At 74.3% G+C, this 23562-nt stretch carries 19 protein-coding genes; 7 read left to right on the forward strand and 12 right to left on the reverse strand.

Translation table 11 applies throughout. The features are described from left to right. Positions 1-85: 85 nt before the first annotated feature. From ACWC9T_RS01850 to ACWC9T_RS01860, 3 genes are all read right to left on the reverse strand, one after another. The gene (locus ACWC9T_RS01850; protein ID WP_449819099.1) at positions 86-1078 is read right to left on the reverse strand and encodes a malate dehydrogenase; all 993 of its coding nucleotides are present in this window, start codon (positions 1076-1078) and stop codon (positions 86-88) included. A 225-nt stretch (positions 1079-1303) separates the two neighbouring features. After that, positions 1304-1729: a DUF3017 domain-containing protein gene (locus tag ACWC9T_RS01855; RefSeq protein WP_355669710.1), complete on the reverse strand. Its 426-nt coding sequence runs from the start codon at positions 1727-1729 to the stop codon at positions 1304-1306. 19 nt (positions 1730-1748) lie between these two features. Then, a complete protein-coding gene (locus tag ACWC9T_RS01860) occupies positions 1749-2603 on the reverse strand; it encodes a bifunctional methylenetetrahydrofolate dehydrogenase/methenyltetrahydrofolate cyclohydrolase (RefSeq protein ID WP_449819100.1) in 855 nt (284 codons plus the stop codon). 478 nt (positions 2604-3081) lie between these two features. Between ACWC9T_RS01860 and ACWC9T_RS01865 the strand changes: the two genes are divergently transcribed. After that, positions 3082-3702 carry a hypothetical protein gene (locus ACWC9T_RS01865; RefSeq protein WP_449819101.1) on the forward strand — a complete coding sequence of 207 codons (621 nt, stop codon included), beginning with the start codon at positions 3082-3084 and terminating at the stop codon, positions 3700-3702. Between the two features lie 88 nt (positions 3703-3790). Further along, positions 3791-4411 (forward strand): hypothetical protein, encoded by a 621-nt coding sequence (locus tag ACWC9T_RS01870; RefSeq protein ID WP_449819103.1) that lies wholly within the window; start codon positions 3791-3793, stop codon positions 4409-4411. A gap of 85 nt (positions 4412-4496) precedes the next feature. On the opposite strand, the gene purH is transcribed toward ACWC9T_RS01870, so the two are convergent. Both purH and purN read right to left on the reverse strand, forming a co-directional pair. Then, positions 4497-6074 carry a bifunctional phosphoribosylaminoimidazolecarboxamide formyltransferase/IMP cyclohydrolase gene (gene purH, locus ACWC9T_RS01875; protein ID WP_449819104.1) on the reverse strand — a complete coding sequence of 526 codons (1578 nt, stop codon included), beginning with the start codon at positions 6072-6074 and terminating at the stop codon, positions 4497-4499. A gap of 69 nt (positions 6075-6143) precedes the next feature. Beyond that, the gene (purN, locus tag ACWC9T_RS01880; RefSeq protein ID WP_449819105.1) at positions 6144-6809 is read right to left on the reverse strand and encodes a phosphoribosylglycinamide formyltransferase; all 666 of its coding nucleotides are present in this window, start codon (positions 6807-6809) and stop codon (positions 6144-6146) included. A 378-nt stretch (positions 6810-7187) separates the two neighbouring features. Between purN and ACWC9T_RS01885 the strand changes: the two genes are divergently transcribed. Further along, positions 7188-7823 (forward strand): hypothetical protein, encoded by a 636-nt coding sequence (locus ACWC9T_RS01885; protein WP_449819106.1) that lies wholly within the window; start codon positions 7188-7190, stop codon positions 7821-7823. A gap of 9 nt (positions 7824-7832) precedes the next feature. On the opposite strand, the gene ACWC9T_RS01890 is transcribed toward ACWC9T_RS01885, so the two are convergent. After that, the gene (locus ACWC9T_RS01890; protein WP_449819107.1) at positions 7833-9215 is read right to left on the reverse strand and encodes a cell division protein PerM; all 1383 of its coding nucleotides are present in this window, start codon (positions 9213-9215) and stop codon (positions 7833-7835) included. A gap of 123 nt (positions 9216-9338) precedes the next feature. On the opposite strand from ACWC9T_RS01890, the gene ACWC9T_RS01895 reads away from it, so the two are divergent. Further along, positions 9339-11624, forward strand: coding sequence for a LuxR C-terminal-related transcriptional regulator (locus tag ACWC9T_RS01895; RefSeq protein WP_449819108.1), 2286 nt, complete (start codon positions 9339-9341; stop codon positions 11622-11624). Positions 11625-11698: 74 nt separating this feature from the next. Here ACWC9T_RS01895 and sucD read toward each other — a convergent pair whose 3' ends face one another. From sucD to ACWC9T_RS01920, 5 genes are all read right to left on the reverse strand, one after another. Further along, entirely contained in the window at positions 11699-12589 is an 891-nt protein-coding gene (gene sucD, locus ACWC9T_RS01900; RefSeq protein ID WP_449819109.1) for a succinate--CoA ligase subunit alpha, read from the reverse strand. 19 nt (positions 12590-12608) lie between these two features. Then, positions 12609-13781: an ADP-forming succinate--CoA ligase subunit beta gene (sucC, locus tag ACWC9T_RS01905; protein WP_355669701.1), complete on the reverse strand. Its 1173-nt coding sequence runs from the start codon at positions 13779-13781 to the stop codon at positions 12609-12611. Between the two features lie 290 nt (positions 13782-14071). Next, on the reverse strand, positions 14072-15250 hold the full coding sequence (locus ACWC9T_RS01910) for a VWA domain-containing protein (RefSeq protein ID WP_449819110.1): 1179 nt from the start codon (positions 15248-15250) through the stop codon (positions 14072-14074). An 18-nt stretch (positions 15251-15268) separates the two neighbouring features. Further along, positions 15269-17548: a DUF5682 family protein gene (locus ACWC9T_RS01915; RefSeq protein ID WP_449819111.1), complete on the reverse strand. Its 2280-nt coding sequence runs from the start codon at positions 17546-17548 to the stop codon at positions 15269-15271. A 141-nt stretch (positions 17549-17689) separates the two neighbouring features. Beyond that, complete coding sequence (locus ACWC9T_RS01920) at positions 17690-18772, reverse strand: ATP-binding protein (protein WP_449819112.1); 1083 nt, start codon at positions 18770-18772, stop codon at positions 17690-17692. 194 nt (positions 18773-18966) lie between these two features. Between ACWC9T_RS01920 and ACWC9T_RS01925 the strand changes: the two genes are divergently transcribed. After that, a complete protein-coding gene (locus ACWC9T_RS01925) occupies positions 18967-20259 on the forward strand; it encodes an SWIM zinc finger family protein (RefSeq protein WP_449819113.1) in 1293 nt (430 codons plus the stop codon). A 67-nt stretch (positions 20260-20326) separates the two neighbouring features. Further along, complete coding sequence (locus tag ACWC9T_RS01930; RefSeq protein ID WP_449819114.1) at positions 20327-21952, forward strand: DUF5691 domain-containing protein; 1626 nt, start codon at positions 20327-20329, stop codon at positions 21950-21952. A 69-nt stretch (positions 21953-22021) separates the two neighbouring features. Here ACWC9T_RS01930 and ACWC9T_RS01935 read toward each other — a convergent pair whose 3' ends face one another. Further along, positions 22022-22429, reverse strand: a complete 408-nt coding sequence (locus tag ACWC9T_RS01935; RefSeq protein WP_355669695.1) for a cobalamin B12-binding domain-containing protein — start codon at positions 22427-22429, stop codon at positions 22022-22024. Positions 22430-22767: 338 nt separating this feature from the next. On the opposite strand from ACWC9T_RS01935, the gene ACWC9T_RS01940 reads away from it, so the two are divergent. Beyond that, a complete protein-coding gene (locus ACWC9T_RS01940) occupies positions 22768-23556 on the forward strand; it encodes a M23 family metallopeptidase (RefSeq protein ID WP_449819115.1) in 789 nt (262 codons plus the stop codon). The last annotated feature ends 6 nt before the right edge of the window (positions 23557-23562 follow it).

Genomic DNA, 23562 nt, shown 5'->3' on the forward strand with positions numbered 1-23562 from the left:
TACGGGGTCCCGAACACGGCGGCGGCCCGCCGCCCCCCGGTTTCGGGAGACGGCGGGCCGTCCGGACGGACCGTGCGGGCGGGACTCAGATGAGGCCCAGCTCCTGGACCGCGTCGCGCTCCTCGGTCAGCTCCTTGACCGAGGCGTCGATGCGGGCGCGGGAGAAGTCGGAGATCTCCAGGCCCTGGACGATCTCGAACTTGCCGTCCTTGGTGGTGACCGGGAAGGAGGAGATCAGGCCGGCCGGGACGTCGTAGGAGCCGTCGGAGACGACGCCCATGGAGGTCCAGTCACCCTCGGCGGTGCCGTTGACCCAGGTGTACACGTGGTCGATGGCGGCGTTGGCGGCCGAGGCGGCCGAGGAGGCGCCGCGGGCGTCGATGATGGCGGCGCCACGCTTGGCGACGGTCGGGATGAAGTCGTTCTCCAGCCAGGCCAGGTCGCTGCCGACGGCCTCGAAGGCCGGCTTGCCGGCGACCTCGGCCTGGAAGATGTCCGGGTACTGGGTGGCGGAGTGGTTGCCCCAGATGGTGACGCGCTTGATGTCGGAGACCAGGGCGCCGGTCTTGGCGGACAGCTGGCCGACCGCGCGGTTGTGGTCCAGGCGGGTCATCGCGGTGAAGCGCTCGGCCGGGACGTCCGGGGCGTTGCGCTGGGCGATCAGGGCGTTGGTGTTGGCCGGGTTGCCGACGACCAGGACCTTGATGTCGTCCGCGGCGTGGTCGTTGATGGCCTTGCCCTGCGGGCCGAAGATGCCGCCGTTGGCCTGCAGCAGGTCGCCGCGCTCCATGCCGGCGGTGCGCGGACGGGCGCCGACCAGCAGCGCGACGTTGGCGCCGTCGAAGGCCTCGTTCGGGTTGTCGGTGATCTTGATGTCGCGCAGCAGCGGGAAGGCGCAGTCGACGAGCTCCATGGCGGTGCCCTCGGCGGCCTTGAGGCCCTGCGGGATCTCCAGGAGGCGGAGGTTCACCGGCACGTCGGCACCGAGCAGGTGGCCCGAGGCGATGCGGAAGAGCAGCGCGTAGCCGATCTGGCCGGCCGCGCCGGTGATGGTGACGTTGACGGGGGTGCGGGTCATTTCTACCTTCTCCAGCAAATCGCCAGGTGCCCCAGGCACACCGGCACTGGAGCCAGGGATGATCTCTCGACATCGAGAGACCGGCGTCAGGTTATCGCAAAGGGAAGCGTACGCCGCGTGTGCGGGCGTGGCTGATGCGTCACAGCAGGCGCGGCTGACGCGCCACGGACGCACCGCGGCCCCCGGCCGGAGTCTCCGGGCGGGGGCCGCGTTCGCGAGTGGGCCTCAGTGCTTGGGCCGACCGATCAACTGGCCGATGTTGTCGAGCAGCGGGAACTCCAACCACGGGTTCGGCTGCGCCACCAGGGTCAGCAGCACGATCGAGGCGCCCAGGAAGGTCAGCACGATCACGTCGGTGAAGCGGCTGCGCACCGCCAGCATCCCGACCTCGGGCAGCACCAGCCGCAGCACCGCGCCGAGCAGCACCCCGGCGCCGAGGATCAGCAGCCCGTACTTGAAGCCGTCCTTGAAGTCGGCGAACCAGGTGACCGCGAGGCCGGCACCGACCACCGACAGGACCAGCGTTATCGGCCACTGCCGGACCGGCAGGGCGTGGTCGCGCCCGAGGGCCGGGGCCGCGCCCTCGGGCGGCAGGGTACCGGTGGTCTTGACCGGCCTGCGCCGGGTCCGCGCCGGTCGCGGTTCAGTCATGCTCGCCGTCCCTCGGGGGTCAGACGCCGGCGCGGCGCTCGGCCGCCTCGACGATGTTGTTGAGCAGCATCGCGCGGGTCATCGGGCCCACGCCGCCGGGGTTCGGGGAGATCCAGCCGGCCACCTCGGCCACGCCCGGGTGGACGTCGCCGACGATCTTGCCCTCGCTGCGGCTGACGCCCACGTCCAGCACCGCCGCGCCCGGCTTGACGTCCTCCGGCTTGACCAGGTGCGGGACACCGGCGGCGGCCACGATGATGTCGGCCTTGCGCAGGTGGGCGCTGAGGTCGCGGGTGCCGGTGTGGCACAGGGTCACGGTGGCGTTCTCGCTGCGGCGGGTCAGCAGCAGGCCGATCGAGCGGCCGACGGTGATGCCGCGGCCGACCACGACCACCTCGGCGCCGTTGATCTCGACGTCGTGGCGGCGCAGCAGCTCGACGATGCCCAGCGGGGTGCACGGCAGCGGGCCGTCGATGCCCAGGGCGAGCCGGCCCAGCGAGGTCGGGTGCAGGCCGTCGGCGTCCTTGTCCGGGTCCATCAGCTCCAGGACCGGGTTCTGGTCCAGGCCCTTGGGCAGCGGCAGCTGGACGATGTAGCCGGTGCAGGAAGGGTCGGCGTTGAGCTCGCGGACGACGTTCTCGACGTCCTCCTGGGTGGCGGTGGCGGGCAGCTCGCGCTGGATCGAGGCGATGCCGACCTCGGCGCAGTCCTTGTGCTTCCCGTTGACGTACCAGCGGCTGCCCGGGTCGTCGCCGACCAGGACGGTGCCGAGGCCGGGCGTGACGCCCTTCGCCTTGAGGGCCGCCACGCGGGCGGCGAGTTCGGACTTGATCGCGGCCGCGGTGGCCTTGCCATCGAGAATCTGGGCAGTCATGACCCCATTCTCCCGGATCGCGACCGGCGTCCGTACCGGGGCCGCTCCGCCGACCGGACGGGCACGGAACGTCCGCACCACATTGCGGTTGCGCCACAGTCTTGGCCCGGCACCCGGAACCGGCTGGACACGGTACTGCCGTCCGGTTGACGATATGCGGGCATTCCCTGCCGCGACCCGGCCCGGTGACGGGCCGACGGATCCCGCGGCGGGGCGTATCCGGGGGAAAGAGCCAGTGATCCGACCACAGCAGACCGAGCAGCCCGACCATCGCGGCGCCGTCCTCGCCGTGCCGTGCCCGTCCCGGCCCTTGCTCGCCCGTTCCTCATCACACTGCTGAGCCGGCCGCGCCCGTCACCGCCGCCGGGCTGTCACTGTGCCCCGCTACCGTCCCGTTCTGTCGCCGACCCGACTCGCCGGCCGCAACCGGGTCCTCCGCCGTCCCGTCCCCGCGTCCCGTAACTGCCCGGAGGCATCCATGAGTTACCCGCCCGACCCGAACAACCCGTACGGCCAGCCGCCGGCCGCTCCCGGCTACGGCTACCCCCAGCAGGCCCCGCCGCCGGTCGCCCCGGGCTACGGCTACCCGCAGCAGGCCCCGCCGGTCGCTCCGGGCTACGGCTACGCGCCGGCCGTGCCGCAGTCCATGCCGGGCCTGGTGATGACCGCCCGGGTGCTGCTGTTCATCGTGGGCGGCGTTCAGACGATCCTCGCGATCATCTACCTGATCATCGGGGCTGCCGCCAAGGACGCCACCAACAGCATCAAGCACACGACCAGCGACAACCCGTTCACCGCGATGGGCGACGCCGCCGCCGCCGTCGTGATCGTGGTCGCCGTCCTGTTCGGACTGTTCGCCGCGCTCTCCATCACGCTCGGCGCCAAGTTCGGCAAGGGCGGCAACTCCGTCCGGGTCACCACCATCGTGTACGGCGCGCTCGGCGGCCTGGTCGGCCTGCTGATCCTGCTGGCCGCCATCAGCGCCGGCACGGCCGTGGGCCTGGTGATGGCCTTCCTGTGGCTGGCGATCAGCGTCATCTGGATCACCGCCATGTGCGTCCAGGACGGCGTCAACTGGTTCAACCGGCCGCGGTACTGATGCCGTGACCCGGCCCCGGTGACAGGCCGACTCACCGGCCGCAACCGGTCCTCCGCCGCCCTGTCCCCGCAACTGCCCGGAGGCATCCATGAGTTACCCGCCCGACCCGAACAACCCGTACGGCCAGCAGCCGGCCGCGCCCGGCTACGGCTACCCGCAGCAGGCCCCGCAGGCCAGCCTGGGCTACGGCTACCCGCAGCAGGCCCCGGGCTACGGCTACGGCTACCCGCCGAACGTGCCGCAGTCCATGCCGGGCCTGGTGATGACCGCCCGGGTGCTGCTGTTCGTCGTGGGCGGTACGCAGGTCCTCATCACGGGTTTCCTGCTGCTCGTGGCCGCGGGTGCCAAGAACAACGCCGACAAGCACAGCGCGTCCAGCGACGCCGCGGTCTTCGGCAACATGGCGGCGGGCATCGGCCTGGTCCTCGGGATCGTCTATCTGCTCGCCTCGGTGCTCTCCATCACGCTCGGGGTGAAGTTCGGCCGTGGCGGCAACGCCACCAGGATCACCACCATCGTGTACGGCTCGATCGCCGTGCTGCTCGGTATCGGGGTGCTGATCAGCGCTATCACCGGGGCCTCCACGGTGGGCGCGGGCGCCGGGTACGGCATGGTCATCGGCGGGCTGTGGATCGCGATCTCCGTCATCTGGATCGTCGCCATGTGCACCCAGGACGGCATTGCCTGGTTCAACCGGCCGCGCTACTGACCGGCCGGCACCAGCACGGACAGAGCGGCCCGGCTCCCTCCATCGGGGGCCGGGCCGCTCTGTCGTACCGTCAGCCGTCGGCGGCTCAGTGGAAGAAGTGGCGCGCGCCGGTGAAGTACATCGTCACGCCCGCCTTGGCGGCCGCCTCGATGACCTGCTCGTCGCGGATCGAACCGCCCGGCTGGACGATCGCCTTGACGCCCGCGGCGATCAGGATCTCCGGGCCGTCCGGGAACGGGAAGAAGGCGTCCGACGCCGCGTACGAGCCCTTGGCCCGCTCGCCGGCCCGCTCGACCGCGAGCTTGCAGGAGTCGACCCGGTTGACCTGGCCCATGCCGACGCCGACCGAGGCGCCGTCCTTGGCCAGCAGGATCGCGTTGGACTTGACGGCCCGGCAGGCCCGCCAGGCGAAGGCCAGCTCGGCCAGCTCGGCCTCGGAGAGCGCCTCGCCGGTCGCCAGCGTCCAGTTCGCCGGGTCGTCGCCCTCGGCCTGCACCCGGTCGGCGTCCTGGAGCAGCACGCCGCCGGAGACCGGGCGGACCTCCTGGCGGTTGGCCGGCGCCTCGGGAGCGACGAGCACCCGCAGGTTCTTCTTGCGGGCCAGCACCTCGACGGCGCCCTCCTCGTAGCCGGGGGCCACGACGACCTCGGTGAAGATCGGGGCGATCTGCTCGGCCAGCTCGACGGTGACCGGGCGGTTGACCGCGATCACGCCGCCGTACGCGGAGACCGGGTCGCACTCGTGCGCCTTGCGGTGCGCCTCGACGACGTCGGCGCCGGTCGCGATGCCGCACGGGTTGGCGTGCTTGATGATCGCGACGGCCGGCTCGGCGTGGTCGTACGCGGCGCGGCGGGCGGCGTCGGTGTCGACGTAGTTGTTGTACGACATCTCCTTGCCGTGCAACTGCTGCGCGCCGGCCAGGCCGCCCGTGCCGTCGCTGTACAGCGCGGCGCCCTGGTGCGGGTTCTCGCCGTAGCGCAGCACGCTCTGCCGCTCCCAGGTGGAGCCCAGGAACTCGGGGAAACGCTCGTCGCTCGGCGCGTAGCCGGCCTCGAACCAGGAGGCGACGGCCACGTCGTACGCGGCGGTGTGGGCGAAGGCGGCACCGGCCAGGCGCTTGCGGGTGGCCAGGTCGAAGCCGCCCTCCTGAACGGCCGTCAGCACGTCGTCGTAGCGGGCCGGGTCGACCACCACGGCCACCGACGGGTGGTTCTTGGCGGCGGCGCGGACCATGCTCGGGCCGCCGATGTCGATCTGCTCGACGCACTCGTCCGGGGTGGCGCCCGAGGCGACGGTCGCCTTGAACGGGTAGAGGTTCACCACGACCAGGTCGAAGGGCTCGACGCCCAGCTCGGCCAGCTGGGCGCGGTGCGACTCCAGGCGCAGGTCGGCGAGCACGCCAGCGTGCACGCGGGGGTGCAGCGTCTTCACGCGCCCGTCCAGGCACTCCGGGAAGCCGGTCAGCTCGGAGACCTCGGTCACCGGGACCCCGGCGGCGGCGATCCGGCCGGCGGTGGAGCCGGTGGAGACGATGGCGACCCCGGCGGCGTGCAGGCCCCGGGCCAGCTCCTCCAGACCGGTCTTGTCGTACACGCTGATCAGCGCGCGACGGATCGGACGGACGTTCTCCGAAACGGGCGCGGTGGTGGAGCCGGCGTTCATGCTCCCACCTCGCTGCGCTCGGCGGGCGCTGCGCGCCAGGCACCCTTCTCGATGATTCGTTCGCTCCGCTCACTCATGTGCCGGGATCCATACCTTTCGGTCCTCGATGCGGTGGCCCTCGCGGGCCAGCCGGCCCACGACGTCGACGAGCAGCTTGCGCTCGACAGTCTTGATGCGCTCGTGCAGCGCTTCGCCGCCATCGGCGTGGTCGGCGTCGACGACCTCGACGACGCCCTGCGCGATGATCGGCCCGGTGTCCACCCCGGCGTCGACCAGGTGGACGGTGCAGCCGGTGACCTTCACCCCGTGCGCGAGCGCGTCGGTGACGCCGTGGGCGCCGGGGAAGGAGGGCAGCAGTGCAGGGTGGGTGTTGACGATCCGCCCACCGAAGGCCGCGATGAACTCGGGGCCGAGGATCTTCATGAAGCCCGCCGTGACCACCAGGTCCGGCTGGTGGGCGGCGACGGAGGCGGTCAGCGCGCGGTCCCAGTCCGCGCGGTCCGGGAAGTCCTTCACCCGGTGGACGAAGGTCGGCAGGCCAGCCTTCTCGGCCCGCTCCAGGCCGACGATCCCGTCCCGGTCCGCGCCCACCGCGATGATCTCCGCGCCGTAGGCCGGGTCGGCGACGGCGTCGATCAGCGCCTGCAGATTGGTGCCGGAGCCGGAGACCAGCACCACCAGGCGGGCCGGTCCGGGTGTTCGGGGCGGGAAGAGCTGGGCGGGGGCGGCGGCCACTGCGCGATTCTCCGTAGGTCGGGCGCCGTCCGCTGGTACGTCCACCGGCGGTGGGGCCACTACGAACGGCAGGTCGAGCGAAGGGGAACACCAGGAGAACCCGCCGCGACGCGGGCCCCGGGGAACCTATGTGAGCTGCTGACCGTCACCACGATAACGGCTGGTCGGACGGCCTTCGCACCCTCCCGGCGGCGCTACGCGCGTAGTTGAGACGGGGATCTCCTCAGGTGGCACACCGGAGTTGCGCGTGCCCGCCCCGGCTCGGGGTACGGGCCCCCGGCGGGCCCCCGAACGGCTGCGGGATCATTGGGGGCGCGGAAGACCGCTCCGACGCGAGACCCCCGAACGAGCCCCGACCGAGAAGGAATGGCTGAACCCATGAGCAGCGGCGACGACAACGGCGAGCACAACCCCTTCGCGCCGCCGCCGGCGGACGCCCCGGACCAGCCGTGGCAGCCGCGCGGCTCCTGGCCCGGCCAGGGCCAGGAGGGCAACGGCGGCCAGGGCGGCGGCGACCGCCCGCAGCTCCCGCCGCCGTGGGGCCAGGGCATCGGCGACGGCCGCCCCGGCCAGCGTCCTCCGGCGCCGCAGCCGCCCCGGCTCGACCCGACCAACCCGGCCCACCGCCGGGCCCGCAACGCCGCACTGGCCGGGCCGTTCGCGCTCGTCTGCCTGTTCGCGGAGTTCCACTGGATCGCGCTGCTGGTCGGGGCGCTCGGGATCTACTGGGGCGTCAGCGCGCTGCGGGCCAAGCAGCCGACGGGCCAGGCCGATGGCGCCCAGGCCGCTGCCGCCCCCGGGGTGCCGACGCCGAACCCGCTCACCCCGGCCGCGCTGGCCGGGATCCTGACCGGGGCGATGACCGTCGCCATGGTCGGCCTGGTGATCGGGCTCGGGGTCTACTACCAGGACTACGCGACCTGCGTCCGGGACTCGCTGACCAACGTCGGGGCCGAGAACTGCGACCGCTACGCGCCGCAGTGGTACGTGGACTTCACCGGGAACGCGGAGTAGCCGTCGGCTTCAGTCGGCGGGGCCCCGGCCGGACAGCCCCAGCACGAGGACGTACGTGCGGGCGCGCAGCCGCAGCGCGCTCCGGCGCGCGTGCACCGCGAGCCGGGCGTACCCGACCGGGGCGGCCGCCGGGGTCCGGTCGACCCTCGGGCCGAGCGCGCGGCGCCGTACCAGCAGGGCGCCCGGGACGGCGACCAGCGCCAGCCAGCCCGCCGCCGCCAGGCCCGTCCACCACGGCACCGGCCCCAGCCAGGCCATCCGCCCGCCCGCCAGCGCACCGCCCGACAACCAGCCGAGCGCCGCCGCCCCGGCACCCAGCAGCAGCGCGGCCACCAGGGCCGCCGTCACCGTCGCGGCGGGCCGCCAGGGGTCACCGTCCTCGTACAGGGAGCGCCGGCCCGCCGCCGCGCGGCCCAGCAGGACCGCCGGCACCAGCCCCGCCAGCAGCGGCAGCACCAGCACCGCCAGCCGCCAGCCGCCCGGGCCCTCCTGGGGCAGCAGGGCGAACAGCGGGAACTCCGGCACCGGGCCGAGCTCCGTACCGCCCGGCGACACCAGCGTCCCGGTGCCGACCTCGAAGCCCGGGCCGAGCGCGTACGCCGCGCCCCAGAGCACCGCGTTCGGCAGCAGCACCACGGTGAGCAGCAGCAACCCGAACAGAGTGGCGGGCCCGCCCCTGAGCAGCGCCATCCCGCGCCCGCCGCCGGCCACCGCGTCCAGCGCCGCCGCCACCGCCACCAACACCCCGCCGGCCGCGACCAGCCCGGCCCCGGCCGCGCCGGCCGCCCGCCGCACCGCGACCGCGCCACCGGTCGGCCGCCAATCCGCAGGGACGCGGTCGAGCAGCGGCAGGACCGTGACGGGTGCGGGCCGCGCCGAGCGGACGCCGAAAGCCGTCGCCAGTCCGGCGAGCAGACCGACCACCAGGAGGTCCGGCAGCACCCGGCTGCGGAACGGCCCGGCACCCGCGCAGTACAGCGCCACCCCGGCGGCCACCGCCCAGTAGCCCGCACACAGCGCCAGCGGGCCGCCCCAGCGCGAACGCAGCCCGCGCCGCGCCGCGACCCCGGCCCCCGCCCGGTACAGCCGCACCACCGCCAGGACGCCGAGCAGCAGCGGAGTCACCGTCAGCGGGGCGCCCCCGCCCCCGCGCAGCACCGGCGCGCCGTGCCCCAGCAGCCAGAGCGCACCCGCCAACCGGGTGACACCCGCCGCGCCCGAGTCGGCGTACGGTGTCACGATCCAGAGCCCGAGCACCGGTACCGTGACCACCGCCAGTCCGAGCAGTGCCGTCCGCACCCCCGCCAACAGGTCGGCCAGCACGGGGTGTCCGCCCAATTGGCCCGGCGCTTCCAGGATCGGACGGCCCATCAGCTGTGTCATGAGGCTCATGCTGCCAAGGCGACTCGCCATGCTGTGCGAAGCGGCAAACCGCCGCCGTGTCCCAGATTATTGGCTTATGCGCCTTTTCAGACCCTACCCCCAAGCCGCCCACGCCCCGGCCCGGAGCGTCTGATGACCACGCCACCCACTCGCGCCCCCGAACCGCTGCGGCAACTGACGCCCCGTGAGGCCCAGACCCTCGCCCACCTCGCCGCGGGCCACGACATCCACCACACCGCCGCCGCCCTCGGTGTCGCCCCCACCACCGCGCGCAGCTACCTGCACCGCGCCCTGCGGAAGCTCGGCTGCCCCACCGAAGCCGCCGCCATCGCCCTCCTCGGAACCGCACCCCCCGCCGGCACCCGCACGCGAGTGGGCCCCACGGCCTCGGGAGAACACGGCGGTATGACGACCGCCCCCTCCGCGACCCGGCCCCCGACAACCGGCGAACCCGTCGGGAGCGACCGGCACCACCGCTCCCCCGTCCTCGGCACCGAACGCGGGAAGGAAGGCGGAAGCGGCCCCGGGACGACCGCACCGGAGGCACGGCCGGAGCACGGCGGCCAGCGTGGATCCGCCGCGACCTCGGAGACGGCGGCCGGGTCCGCTGCGACCAGGCCGGCCGGCGCTGCGCGCACCCGGGCCGTGGTCGAGGCCCCGGAGCTCCGCGCACACGGGGCCCGGACCGTCACCACGGCCGCGAAGGAACGGCGGGACGGCGGCCGGGCGGCCGCCACGGGCGACGTGGTGCAGGAGGCACCCTCAGCCGGGGAGGTGAGCCGCCCCGGCGCGGGGCGCGTAGTGGCTTCGCCCGGCCCGACTGCGACCGGGAGGCAGAGCGCAGCCGGGCAGCGGAACACCCCGACGGCCCCCACCTCGAACGCGGCCGACGATCGGGACCTCACGTCACGGCGCGACCCGGCGACGGCGCCGCCCCAGGAGCGCAGCACCGGGGCCCATGACCAGGCCGCGAACGCGTCGGAGAGCGCGGCCTCGCGGCACAGCCTGCCGACCGCACCCACCGAGCCCGGAGCCTCGGCCCCGCAGGGGAACGCGCCGACGCCCCCCGCCTCCCGACGCGACCTGCCGACGGCACCCGTCCCCGAGCGCACCGGTGCGGCCCCTGGCCGGGCCGGGACCGACGGCCCGACCTCGCCGCGGCAGAGGCCGACGGCCCCGGCCGAGGCGGCACGCGACGAGCAGTGCCCCGCGGCGCGGCGTGACCTGCCGGCCGCCCCCGCCGATGCCCGGAAGCGCGGCGGCGCGGCCACCGGTCGGAGTGCGAGCGCGGAGCGGCAGCCCGTACCGCAGCAGTGCGCCCCCACGTTCTCCGGCCGCAGGGAGCGCATCGACACGGCCCTCACCGAAGCCGGGAGCAGGCGGGACCTCTCCGACGAACCCGTCCCGAGCTTCGACGACCTCTACGCGGAGGCGCACACCCGGCTGGTGCAGCAGGTGTTCCTGCTGACCGCGTGCCGCCATCGGGCGGTGCACTGTGTGCGGCGGGCGTTCGGGGAGGCGCGGCGGGAGTGGGACGACGTGGTCGGGTCGGGGGATCCGGAGGGCTGGGTGCGGGTGCGGGCGTGTGAGCCGGCGCTGTCGCCGTGGCACCGGGGCGGGCCGCGGTGGGCGCACGCGTGGTCGCTGTCGCACTGGCGGAGCAAGGTGCGGCCGGCGGACGAGGCGCAGGCGGTGCTGCCGGGCCACGACCGGCTGACCGACCGGGACAAGGCGCTACTGAAGGCCCTGCGGCGGCTGCCGCGGCCGCAGCGGCGGGCGCTGGTGCTGCACGACGGGCTGGGGCTGCCCGCGGCGGCGATCGCGGTGGAGGTGGAGTCGACCCGAACGGCGGCCGAGGGGCGGGTGTGGGCGGCGCGGGCGGCGCTGGCGCAGTGGGTGCCGGAGCTGGTGGGGCCGGATCCGGCGGCGCCGGGGTTCGCGGACGGGCTGAGCGGGCTGTTGCACCGGGCGGCGGTACGGGGTTGCCCGGAGCCGCGCCGTTCGCCGGTGCCGGTGCTGCGGGCGCGGCACCGGCTGTGGACGGCGAGCCGGACGGGCGCGGCGGCGCTGCTGACGGTGGCGGTGGGCGGGGCGACGCTGGCGACCCTGGCGGGGCTGCGCCCGGCGGCGCTGTTCCAGCCGTCGGACCCGCCGCCCCCCGCGGTGTGCGTACCGGCCGCGGACGCGAACGTGGGGCCGCCGGGTGTGCCGCTGCTGCCGGGCGGGGCGCCGAACGGCGTCAGCAGCCTGTGGTGCAGCCCGGCGCCGGGCCTGGAGGCCGTGGTGGTGGGCCGGCAGGCGGTGACGCGCTGGGAGTTGCCGGCCACGACGGGGGTCCAGGCCCCGCCTCCGCGGCAGGGTCCGGCGGCCTGCCCGATGTGGTCCCCGCGGCCCTGCACCACCGGCCCGAGGCGCTGAAACGCCGAGGCAGCGAAACGGGTGAGCGCCCCCGCCCGGGAAGGGCGGGGGCGCTCACTGCGCGAGGATGGGGATCAGGCCGTGGCGGCGATGATCTCGCGGGCCAGGCGGGCGGTCTCGGACGGCGTCTTGCCGACCTTGACACCGGCGGCCTCGAGGGCCTCCTTCTTCGCCTGGGCGGTGCCCGAGGAGCCGGAGACGATGGCGCCGGCGTGGCCCATGGTCTTGCCCTCGGGGGCGGTGAAGCCCGCGACGTAGCCGACGACCGGCTTGGTGACGTGCTCGGCGATGTAGGCCGCGGCCCGCTCCTCGGCGTCGCCACCGATCTCACCGATCATGACGATGATCTCGGTCTCCGGGTCCTCCTGGAACGCCTTGAGGGCGTCGATGTGGGTGGTGCCGATGACCGGGTCACCGCCGATGCCCACGGCCGAGGAGAAGCCGATGTCGCGCAGCTCGTACATGAGCTGGTAGGTCAGGGTGCCGGACTTCGAGACCAGACCGATCTTGCCGGAGCTGGTGATGTCGGCCGGGATGATGCCGGCGTTCGACTGTCCGGGGCTGATCAGGCCGGGGCAGTTCGGGCCGATGATGCGGGTCTTGTTGCCCTTCGAACCGGCGTACGCCCAGAAGGCGGCGGTGTCGTGCACCGGGACGCCCTCGGTGATGACGACGGCCAGGCCGATCTCGGCGTCGATGGCCTCGACGACGGCGTCCTTGGTGAACTTCGGCGGCACGAAGATGACGGTGACATCGGCACCGGTCTTCTCCATCGCCTCGGCGACGGAGCCGAAGACGGGCACCTCGGTGCCGTCGACGTCGACCGTGGTGCCGGCCTTGCGCGGGTTGACACCGCCGACGATCTGGGTGCCGGAGGCGAGCATGCGGCGGGTGTGCTTCATGCCCTCGGAGCCGGTCATGCCCTGAACGATGACCTTGCTGTCCTTGGTAAGGAAGATAGCCATGGTGTGAAAGTCCCCTTCCTTACTTGTTGGCCAGCTCGGCGGCGCGGTCAGCCGCACCGTCCATGGTGTCCACGCGCTGGACCAGCGGGTGGTTGGCGTCGTCGAGGATCTTGCGACCCAGCTCCGCGTTGTTGCCGTCCAGGCGGACGACCAGCGGCTTGGTGACGTTCTCGCCCTTGCTCTTCAGGAGCTCCAGGGCCTGCACGATGCCGTTGGCGACCGCGTCACAGGCGGTGATGCCACCGAAGACGTTGACGAAGACCGACTTGACGTCGGGGTCGCCCAGGATGATCTCCAGGCCGTTCGCCATGACCTCGGCCGAGGCGCCGCCACCGATGTCGAGGAAGTTGGCGGGCTTGACGCCGCCGTGCTTCTCACCGGCGTAGGCGACCACGTCGAGGGTGCTCATGACGAGGCCCGCGCCGTTGCCGATGATGCCGACCTGACCGTCGAGCTTGACGTAGTTCAGGCCCTTGGCCTTGGCGGCGGCCTCCAGCGGGTTGGCCGCGGCCTTGTCCTCCAGCGCCTCGTGCTCGGGCTGACGGAACTCGGCGTTCTCGTCCAGGGAGACCTTGCCGTCGAGCGCGATGATCTTGCCGTCACCGGACTTGATCAGCGGGTTGACCTCGACGAGGAGGGCGTCCTCGGCGATGAAGACCTTCCACAGCTTCTGCAGGACCTCGGCGACCTGGTCGGCGACCTCGGCCGGGAACTTCGCCGCGGCGACGATCTCGGCGGCCTTCTCCGGGGTGCAGCCCTCGTTGGCGTCGACCGGGATCTTGGCGAGCGCGTCGGGGTTCTCCTCGGCGACGACCTCGATCTCCACGCCGCCCTCGACGCTGGCCATGGCCAGGAAGGTGCGGTTGGTGCGGTCCAGCAGGAACGAGACGTAGTACTCGTCCTTGATGTCGGCGGTCTGGGCGAGCATCACCTTGTGGACGGTGTGGCCCTTGATGTCCATGCCGAGGATCTGCTCGGCCTTGGCGACGGCGTCCGCCGGGTCGGCGGCGAGCTTGACGCCACCGGCCTTGCCTCGGCCACCCACCTTCACCTGAGCCTTGACGACGGCGCGGCCGCCGAAGCGCTCCGCGATGGCGGCAGCGTCTGCGGCGGTCTCGATGACATCGCCGTCAAGCACGGGCACACCGTGCTTGGCGAAGAGGTCCCTCGCCTGGTACTCGAACAGGTCCACGTGTTTGTCCTTGTTCGTGGTCGCGGATTGTGTCTCTACGAGCGTGCCACGGCAGGATCTTCGCTGCGGGTCGTCGGGGCGGTGCGGGTACGCAGAAGTACGGCCTTGCGGCCCACACAGCCACGGGCGCACACGTCAATCAACACGCGCGTCACGTCCGTCTGGCAGGTTATCCCCGAGGGACGGGCCTGTTCCGCCCGGGGCCTGTCCGTCTTGGGTGAGAACCGTCACAGATCAGCCCGGACCCCCCGTCCACCGATCGGGTGAGTTCACCCGCCCGGGTGAGACCGTCACACCCCCTGGTCCGCGCCCTTGACCAGGTGCCGCGGGATCGGGCGTTTCTCGATCGCCGCCGCCATGATCTCGGGGAAGGCGTCCGGGGTGCAGGCGAAGGCCGGGGCGCCGAGGGCGGCCAGCGCGGCGGCGTGGGCGTGGTCGTAGGCCGGGGCGCCTTCGTCGGAGAGTGCGAGCAGGGCGATGAACTGGACGCCGGCCGCCTTCATCGCGGCGACCCGCCTGAGCATGCCGTCCCGGATGCCGCCCTCGTACAGGTCGCTGATCAGCACCACGACGGTCTCGGAGGGCCGGGTGATCCTCGACTGGCAGTAGGCGAGCGCGCGGTTGATGTCGGTGCCGCCGCCGAGCTGGGTGGCGAACAGGACGTCCACCGGGTCGGTGAGCTGCTCGGTGAGGTCGACCACCGAGGTGTCGAAGACGACCAGCCGGGTGGACAGGGTGCGCATCGAGGAGAGCACCGCGCCGAAGACCGCCGAGTGCACGACCGAGGGCGCCATCGAGCCGGACTGGTCGATGCAGAGGATGACGTCCTTCTTCACCGCGCGCTGGGCGCGGGCGTAGCCGACCAGCCGCTCGGGGACGACGGTCCCGTGCTCGGGCAGATAGTTCTTCAGGTTGGCCCGGATCGTCCGGTCCCAGTCGATGTCCCGGTGGCGGGGCCGGTTCACCTTGGCGCTGCGGTCCAGGGCGCCGCCCAGGGTGGCCCTGGTCCGGTCGGCGAGTCGGCGCTCAAGGTCGGCGACCACCTTGCCGACCACGGCGCGGGCGGTCTCCCGGGTGGTCTCGGGCAGCGCGTGCTTGAGCGACAGCAGGGTGCCGACCAGGTGCACGTCCGGTTCGACGGCCTCCAGCATCTCCGGCTCCAGCAGCAGCCGGTCCAGGCCGAGCCGCGTGATCGCGTCCTGCTGCATCAGCTGGACGACGGTGGACGGGAAGTACTCGCGGATGTCGCCCAGCCAGCGGGCCACCTGCGGGGCCGAGCCGCCGAGCCCTGCGCTGCGGCGTCCGCCGCGCGGGGGCCGCCCTGCCTCCTCGGGTGCGCCCCGGTAGAGCGCGGCGAGGGCGCCGTCCATCGCGGCGTCGCGGCCGCGCAGGGTGCAGCCGGTGCCGTCGGCCTCGCCGCCGAGCACCAGGCGCCAGCGGCGCAGCCGTTCGTCGGTCGTGGTCGCCATCGGGTCCTCCTCCTTCGGTCAGGTGTTGCGGCCGGTGGCCTGGCGCGGGATCTCCGGGTGGACGCCGAGCAGCAGGGCCACCACCGGGACGGCGGCGTCGGCGCGGGCCCGGTCGAGTTCCCCGGCCGTCTCGGGCGCCGCCGGGGCCGCGCCGAGCGGGCCGGCCGCGACCCGGCCGCCGATGGTGGTGCGCACGCCCGCCTCCAGTCCGGCGAAGGTGCGGCGCAGCAACGGCAGGACGTCGGTGAACGCCTCGGCGCTGACGCCGGTGAGCCACTCGTCGAGCAGGACGAGCAGTCGGGGGTCGTGCAGCAACAGGGCGCCGCCGCCGGTGAGGAAGCCCTCGACCCAGCCGGCCGCGTCCGCGGGTGCGCTGGCGACGGACAGCACCAGCCGCAGTCGGCGGCCGGCCTCCTCGGAGTCGAGCCGGCCGTCGTCCAGCAGCAGCCGGACGGACCGGCCGCGCAGCAGGCCGGGGGCGCCGGTGGCCGGTCCGCCGACGGGTTCGCGGCGGGCCAGCGAGTGCAGGGCGGCGGCCCAGCGGTCGGTCAGGCCGTCCGGGGCTGCGGTGTCACCGGAGTCGATCAGGCCGATCGCGCCGTGGACCTCGTCGATCCGGGCGCGCATCGCCGCCGCGCTCTCCGCGTCCAGGCCGACGCAGGCAGGCGGCAGTCCGACGCAGACCCGTTCGGCCAGGCCCGCCGCGGCCTCGGCGAGCGCGCCGTGGTCGGTGCCGCGCACATCGCCGTAGCGCAGCGCGCGGACCAGCGCGGGCAGCGCGCCGGCGAGGTGGGCGACATCGGTGTCCAGGGCCGCGCAGTCGGCGAGCACCCGCATCACGGCGGGCAGCGCGCCGGACAGCCCGGCCAGCAGGCAGGTCTCCACCAGGCCGGTCAGCTCGGCGAGTTCGACGGCGGCGCGGGCGGTGCCGACCGCCTTGTTGACGGCGGCCTCCTCGACCGTGGTGCCCCACTGGGCGGCCTCGGCGATCCGGACCGCGAACTCGGGCTGCCAGCACAGCCGCCAGCTCTCCCGGAAGGTGCCGGTGGAGGCGACCGAGGAGCGGGCGGGCATGCCCCACTCGACGCCCAGCAGCCGCAGCCGGTGCAGCAGTCGGGAGCGGGCGGCGTCGGTGTCCTTGCGCAGGTCCAGGTCGAGGTCCTTGGGCGCGGCCTCGGGCTTGAGCCGCAGTGAGCGCTGCAGCCGGGCGAGGTCGCGCTGCAGCGGCACCGCCGGTGCGGCGTCCGGGACTTCGCCGAGCTCGTCGCCGACCACCAGGCGGTCCCGGACGAGTTCCAGCGCGACGTCCGAGCCCTCGCAGAGCACCGCGCGGACGGCGTCCAGGGTCTCGGTCAGCCCGGCGAGCGGGCGGCCACGCAGCACCGCGAGGGTCTCGGCGAGCCGGACCGCCTCGATGACGTGCGCGGAGGAGACCGGGTGGTCCTCGGCGCGGAGCAGTTCGGCGGCCCGGGTGAGCCAGCGCGGCACCGGGTCGCCCTCGGTGGTGAACAGGTGGTGGTACCAGCCGGGTGACTGGATGCCAGCGCCGTAGCCGGTGGCCTGGGAGAGCCTGCGGTGCGTCCACGGGATCCAGGTGATGTCCGCCTTCACCTTCTTCGGCAGTTCCGCGAGCAGCGCCCGATCGTGGGCGACGGTGGGCATCGCCGCCAGCGCGGGGACGTGGAAGGCCCCGCACACCACGGCGATCCGGCGGTGCCCGGCGCGGCGGGCGGCGCGGATCTGCTGGCGCATGTACGCCTCGCGCAGCAGGTCCCGGCGGGACTCGCCAAGACCCTCCGCACGGAGTGCGCCCATCGCCTCGGCGACGGCGGCGAAGGGCGCCAGCGCGTCGGCGCCGGGGGCGCGGTGCTCGACCACGTCCTCCCACCAGCGCTCGGCGTCGTCGTGCCCGGCGGCCTCGGCGAGCAGGGCCATCGGGTCGGCGGGCAGCTCGTCGGCGTCCTCGGCGGTGGGCGCGAAGCCGTACCCGGCGGGCAGGTCGATGAAGCGGACCGGCAGGTCGTGCTCCACGCCGTACCGGATCGCCACCCACTCCGGGGAGAACTCGGCGTACGGCCAGAAGGCGGCCCGGGCCGGGTCGTCCACCGCGTGGGCGAGCAGGGCGACCGGCGGGACGAGGTCCTTCTCGGCGGCGAGGTGGACGATGCCGTCGGCCTCCGGCGGTCCCTCGATCAGCACCGCGTCCGGCTGCCACGCCGTCAGCGCGGCGGCCACCGCCCGGGCCGAGCCGGGGCCGTGGTGCCGGATGCCCAGCAGGGCGACCTCGACCTCGCTCATGCCCCCACCTCGCTTCGCTCGGCAGGCGCTGAGCGCAACGCGCACCTCTTGATGATTCGCTCGCTTCGCTCGCTCATGCCCCCACCTCGCTTCGCTCGGCAGGCATTGAGCGCACGTGGCACCTCTTGATGGTTCGCTCGCTCATGCCCCCACCTCGCGGGCGGCGCGGTAGAAGTCCTTCCAGCCGTCGCGCTCGCGCACCACCCCTTCGAGGTACTCGCGCCACACCGCCTGGTCCGCCACCGGGTCGCGGACGACGGCGCCGAGGATGCCGGCCGTCACGTCCCCGGCGCGCAGCACGCCGTCGCCGAAGTGGGTGGCCAGGGCCAGGCCGTTGGTCACCACCGAGATCGCCTCGGCGGTGGAGAGGGTGCCGCTCGGGGTCTTCACCTTGGTCCGGCCGTCCACCGTGATCCCGGCCCGCAGCTCGCGGAAGACGGTGACCACCCGCCTGATCTCCTCGGCGCCTCCTGGCAGTTCGGGCAGTTCGAGGGAGCGGCCGAGCTGGTCGACCCGGCGGGTGACGATGTCGACCTCCTCCTCCAGCGAGCCCGGCAGCGGCAGCACCACGGTGTTGAAGCGGCGGCGCAGCGCGCTGGACAGCTCGTTGACGCCGCGGTCGCGGTCGTTGGCGGTGGCGATCACGTTGAAGCCGCGGACCGCCTGGGTCTCGGTGCCCAACTCCGGTACGGGGAGCGTCTTCTCGGACAGGATGGTGATCAGGCTGTCCTGCACGTCGGCCGGGATGCGGGTCAGCTCCTCGACCCGGGCGATCTTGCCGTCGGCCATCGCCCGCATCAGCGGCGAGGGCACCAGGGCGTCCCGGCTTGGGCCGCGGGTGAGCAGCTGTGCGTAGTTCCAGCCGTACCGGACGGCCTCCTCGGGGGTGCCGGCGGTGCCCTGCACCAGCAGCGTGGAGTCGCCACTGATCGCCGCGGCCAGGTGCTCGGACACCCAGGTCTTGGCGGTGCCGGGCACACCGAGCAGCAGCAGCGCGCGGTCCGTCGCCAGGGTGGTGACGGCGACCTCCACGACCCGGCGCGGGCCGATGTACTTGGGGGTGATCGCGGTGCCGTCGGGCAGGTCTCCGCCGAGCAGGTAGGTCGCCACGGCCCACGGCGAGAGCTTCCAGCGCTCGGGGCGCGGACGGTCGTCCTGCGCGGCCAGCGCGGCCAGTTCACCGGCGAAGGCGTCCTCGGCGTGCTGCCGCAGAACGTCGGTCATTGAGACTCCTTCGGGTCGGCCGCCGGGCACACGGGTGGCCCGGCAACGGGGTGATCGGGGGGGGGGAGCCAGGTCGGCGTCACGGCCTGTGGGAACCAACCCTGCAACGCACCACTGACAACGGCTGACAACGACCGGTCGGGCGCCGGACGGACGGTCAGCCGCTGTCAGTGCCGCCGCCTACCGTCGGTCGCATGGAGGAACGCTGGAGCACCGAACACGTCCTGTCCCTGGCACCTGACGCCGCGTCGCGGAAGGCCGCGGGCAAGCTCTCCTCGTCCGCGCCCTGGTCCGGAACGGGCACCGACGGCGCCGTGCTCTGGGGCGAGTGCCGGGGCAGCGGCCGGACGCCGTACCGCACCGTGATCGAACTCGCCACGCCCGCCTACCAGTGCAGCTGCCCCAGCCGGAAGTTCCCGTGCAAGCACGCGCTCGGACTCCTCCTGCTGTGGAGCGGCACCCCCGGGGCCGTCCCGGCCGGCGAACCCGCCGACTGGGCGGCCGACTGGCTCAAGAGCCGCCAGGAGCGCGCCGAGAAGCGAGCGGCGCCCCCGGCCGACCCGGAGGCCGCCCGCCGCCGGGCCGAGCGGCGCGGCGCCCGGGTCGCGGCCGGCGCGGCCGAGCTGCGGCTGCGGCTGGCCGACCGGGTCCGGCACGGCCTGGCCGACCAGTCCACCGCCGGGCCCTGGGAGGAGGTCGCCGCCCGGATGGTCGACGCGCAGGCCCCCGGACTGGCCACTCGGGTACGGGAGTTGGACGCCCTGCCGCAGGAGCGGATGCTGGAGGAGTACGCGATGCTGCACCTGTTGGCCACCGCCGCCACCCGGATCGACGAGCTGCCGCCCGAGCTGGCCGCGACCGTCCGCGCCCGGGTCGGCTACACCCTGGACGCCGCCGAGGTGCTGGCCGGGCCCACCGTCCGGGACCGCTGGCTGGTGCTCGGCAGCCGGGACACGTCCGACGAACGGCTCACCACCCGCCGGGTCTGGCTGCGCGGCGCCAAGACCGGCCGCCACGCCCTGCTGCTCGCCTTCGGTCGCCCCGGACAGGCCCCCGACCTCGCCCTGCCCACCGGCCACCTGCTGGAGGCCGAGCTGGCCTACCACCCCGGCGCCCGCCCGCTGCGCGCCGCCCTGGGCACCCGCTACGGCGCGCCCGGGCCCGGCCCGGCCGGCGCGCCCGCCGGGCTCACCGTCGCCGAGGCGGTGGCCGGGTACGGCACCGCGGTGGCCGACGACCCGTGGCTGGACAGCTGGCCGACGCTGCTGGCCGAGGTCGTCCCGGTCCGCACCCCGGACGGCTGGCACCTGACGGACGGCCACCACATCGTCCCCGTCCGCACCTCGGCCGTCCCGGAGGCGGCGCTGTGGCGGCTGGCCTCGGTCTCCACCGGCCGCCCGCTGGCGGTCTTCGGCGAGTACGGCCACCAGGGCTTCGCCCCGGTCACGGCCTGGACCGCCGAGCACCGCCCGGTCGGCCTCACTTAGGCGTGTCTTGCGGATCCCTGCCGGGCCCGCCCAGATCCACAGGACACGCCTCACCTAGGAGCACCGAATGACGATCACCCAGGACCCGTGGGAGACCCTGCGGACCAGCGCCCTGCTCGGCACCGACCGCCGCCCGGTCCCGGCCACCGCCCTTCCGCTCGCCGGCGCCGTGGACCCGAGCGACCCGGCCACCGCCCTGCTGGAGCTGGCCGCGCTGGCCACCGTCCGCCGCCGGGCCGGCGCGCTGCCCGTGCCGGCCGTCGAACCGCCCGGCCCGCCCGCGCCCGAGGACACCCGCCCCGAGCTGCCCGAGGCCGCCGCCCGCCGGCTGGCCGTGCTGCTCGCCGGGCGCACCGGCGGCAGCGGCGGCGGCACCCTGGCCAACCTGGCCGAGCTGCTGCCGCAGTGGCTGGCCACCGCCCGCGCCCAGGGCCTGCGGCCGCCCGCCGCGCTGATACCCGGGCTGCTCGACGCCGCCCGGGCGCGCAGCGAACTGCGCTCCGACGCCGTCGCGTTGGCCGGTCCACCGGGCCGCTGGCTGGCCGAACAGAACCCCGACTGGCGGTTCGTGCTGCGCACCGCGCCGCCCGCGCCACCCGAGCCGGCCGGGCGGCCTGACGACCCCACCGACCACCGGCTCTGGCACGAGGGCCTGTTCGCCGAGCGGGTCACCCACCTCACCCTGCTGCGCCGCAGCGACCCGGCCGCCGGGCTGGAGCTGCTGCGGAGCACCTGGTCCACCGAGCGCGCCGAGGACCGGCTGCTCTTCCTGGACGCCCTGCAGGACGGCCTCTCCCCCGCCGACGAACCGTTCCTGGAGGCCGCTCTCGGCGACCGCAGCAAGAACGTCCGGGCCACCGCCGCGGAACTGCTCTCCACCCTGCCCGGCTCCGCGCTCGCGCTCCGGATGGCCGAGCGGGCCCGGACCGCCGTCCGCCTCGCCGACAGCGGCACCCATCTGCTGGTCACCCCGCCCGTCGAGTGCGACGAGCGGATGCAGCGCGACGGCATCGCCCCCAAGTCCCCCACCGGGCGCGGCGAACGGGCCTGGTGGTTCGGCGAGGTGGTGGCGGCCGCGCCGCTCGCGACCTGGTCGCGGAGCACCGGCCTGACGCCCGAGCAGCTGCTCGCCCTGCGGGTCGGCGACAGCGTGGACGAGACCAGCAGCAGCTGGGCCGACGACCTGCGCGAGGCCTGGGCCCGCGCCGCCGTCCGCCAGCACGACGCCGACTGGGCCCGGGCACTGCTCGGCCCGGCCCCGGTACCACCCGCCCGCGGCGCCGGACGTGCCCGCGCCCAGCGGGTCACCGGCGCCCCGGCCAAGCTGCTGGCGGTCCTGCCGCCCGAGGAGCGGGCCGCCTGGACGGCCGCCTTCATCGAGGTGCACGGCCTGGGCGAGGCCTTCCAACTGCTCGGCGCCTGCGCCGCCCCGTGGACGCCGCCGCTGTCCACCGCCGTGGTGACGGCGCTGGCCCGGGCCGCCGCCTCCGGCGCGTACCCGTGGAGCCACAGCGGGGTGCTCGGGATGACGGAGCGCGCGCTCGTCCCGGAGACGGCCGCCGCGGTGGAGGAGCTGGCCGCCGGGGCCGCCCCCGACTCCGCCTGGTCGGAGACCTTCGCCCGGCTGGCCGGGACGCTGCGCTTCCGGGCCGCGATGCTGAATGAGCTGAGGCCGGCCGAACCGGCGCCCTGAGCCGCTCGCCCCGAGCACGGCGAAGCGGGCCGGTCCGCACCGGGACCGGCCCGCTCCTCGCGTCCGGGTTCAGCTGGCGGTGCGCAGGTTGGCCTCGACCCAGGCCACCACGTCCCGGGTGGGCGTGCCCGGGGTGAAGATGTCCGCGACGCCCATCGCCTTGAGTTCGGCGATGTCCTCGTCCGGGATGATCCCGCCGCAGAAGACCTTGATGTCCTCCGCGTCGCGCTCCTTCAACAGCTCCAGCACCCGCGCGCACAGCGTCATGTGGGCGCCGGAGAGGATCGACAGCCCGATGCCGTCCGCGTCCTCCTGGATCGCGGTGTCGACCACCTGCTCGGGCGTCTGGTGCAGCCCGGTGTAGATGACCTCCATACCGGCGTCGCGCAGGGCGCGCGCAATGACCTTGGCACCACGGTCGTGACCGTCGAGCCCCGGCTTGGCGACCACCACACGGATCGGCCCCGACACACTCATCACTGCCTCCTGGACCTCGTCGTCCACCATCCGACCGGACCTTGTGGGCCCACGGGTGCGGTTAACGCTCGATAACCAACCAACCTGAGGGGAGATTAGCGCCACCCGGCCCGGATGGCCGCGCCGCCTCCCAAGAGGAGGGCAAAGTCACAGCCCCAGGCCTTGCTACCAGTGGGTATACCCCTCCGCGGACCCTCCGTACAGACACCGGCCAGACCCCCGGCCGCCCCCTTGACAACCGGAGGTTTTTCCGGGGCGTCGGCCTTGCGGCTACAGTCACGGCTGTTTTCCCTCTCGCCCGACGACGTGCCCGAGGCCCACCGAGGAGGCAGCCCCCGATGGCTCCCGAAGCAGCCGCCCGCCCGACCCGTGCGGAGCTGCGCCTCGCCGCCCGCGAACAGTCCCGCGCCCGGCGCCGCGGCGCCGCCAAGGCGGCCACCCGGGCCGCGCTGTTCCGGGTGGCGATCCCGTCGGTCGCCGCACTCGGGGTCGCCGGGGCCGCGGCCGTCACGGTGGTCCAGGACCAGGCCGACCGGGTGCCGCAGCAGGCGACGGCGGCCGACGCCCCGGACAACACGGCCGCCCGGCAGGCCGCGCAGCAGGCGGTCACGGGCGACGGCCAGACCCAGGCCTCGCGCGGCGACGCCCGCCAGCCGCTGGCCGGCGCCCAACCCGCCGACGCCCAGCCCACCGACACCCCGACGGCCCAGCCGACCGCGGAGCCGGCCAAGCCCAAGGTGGTCATGCCGGTCGCCCAGCACGGCCTCGGCGAGCTGTTCGGCGCGGCCGGCACCCACTGGGCCAAGCTGCACACCGGCATCGACTTCCCGGTGGACGGCGGCTCCGAGGTCTACGCCGTCACCGACGGCACGATCCGCACGCAGTGGAACCCGTTCTACGGCTACATGTCCATCCTGAAGATGAACGACGGCACCGAGGCCTGGTTCTGCCACCTGCGCGCCTACAAGGTGCGCAAGGGCCCGGTGAAGCAGGGCGACGTGATCGCCTTCGTCGGCAGCAGCGGCAACAGCACCGGACCGCACCTGCACTTCGAGATCCGGCCGCCGGGCAGCGGGCCGGTCGACCCGCTGCCCTGGTTCCTCGCGAACGGACTCGATCCGCGCTAGGGCAGT

The sequence above is a fragment of the Kitasatospora sp. NPDC001159 genome (assembly GCF_053598235.1).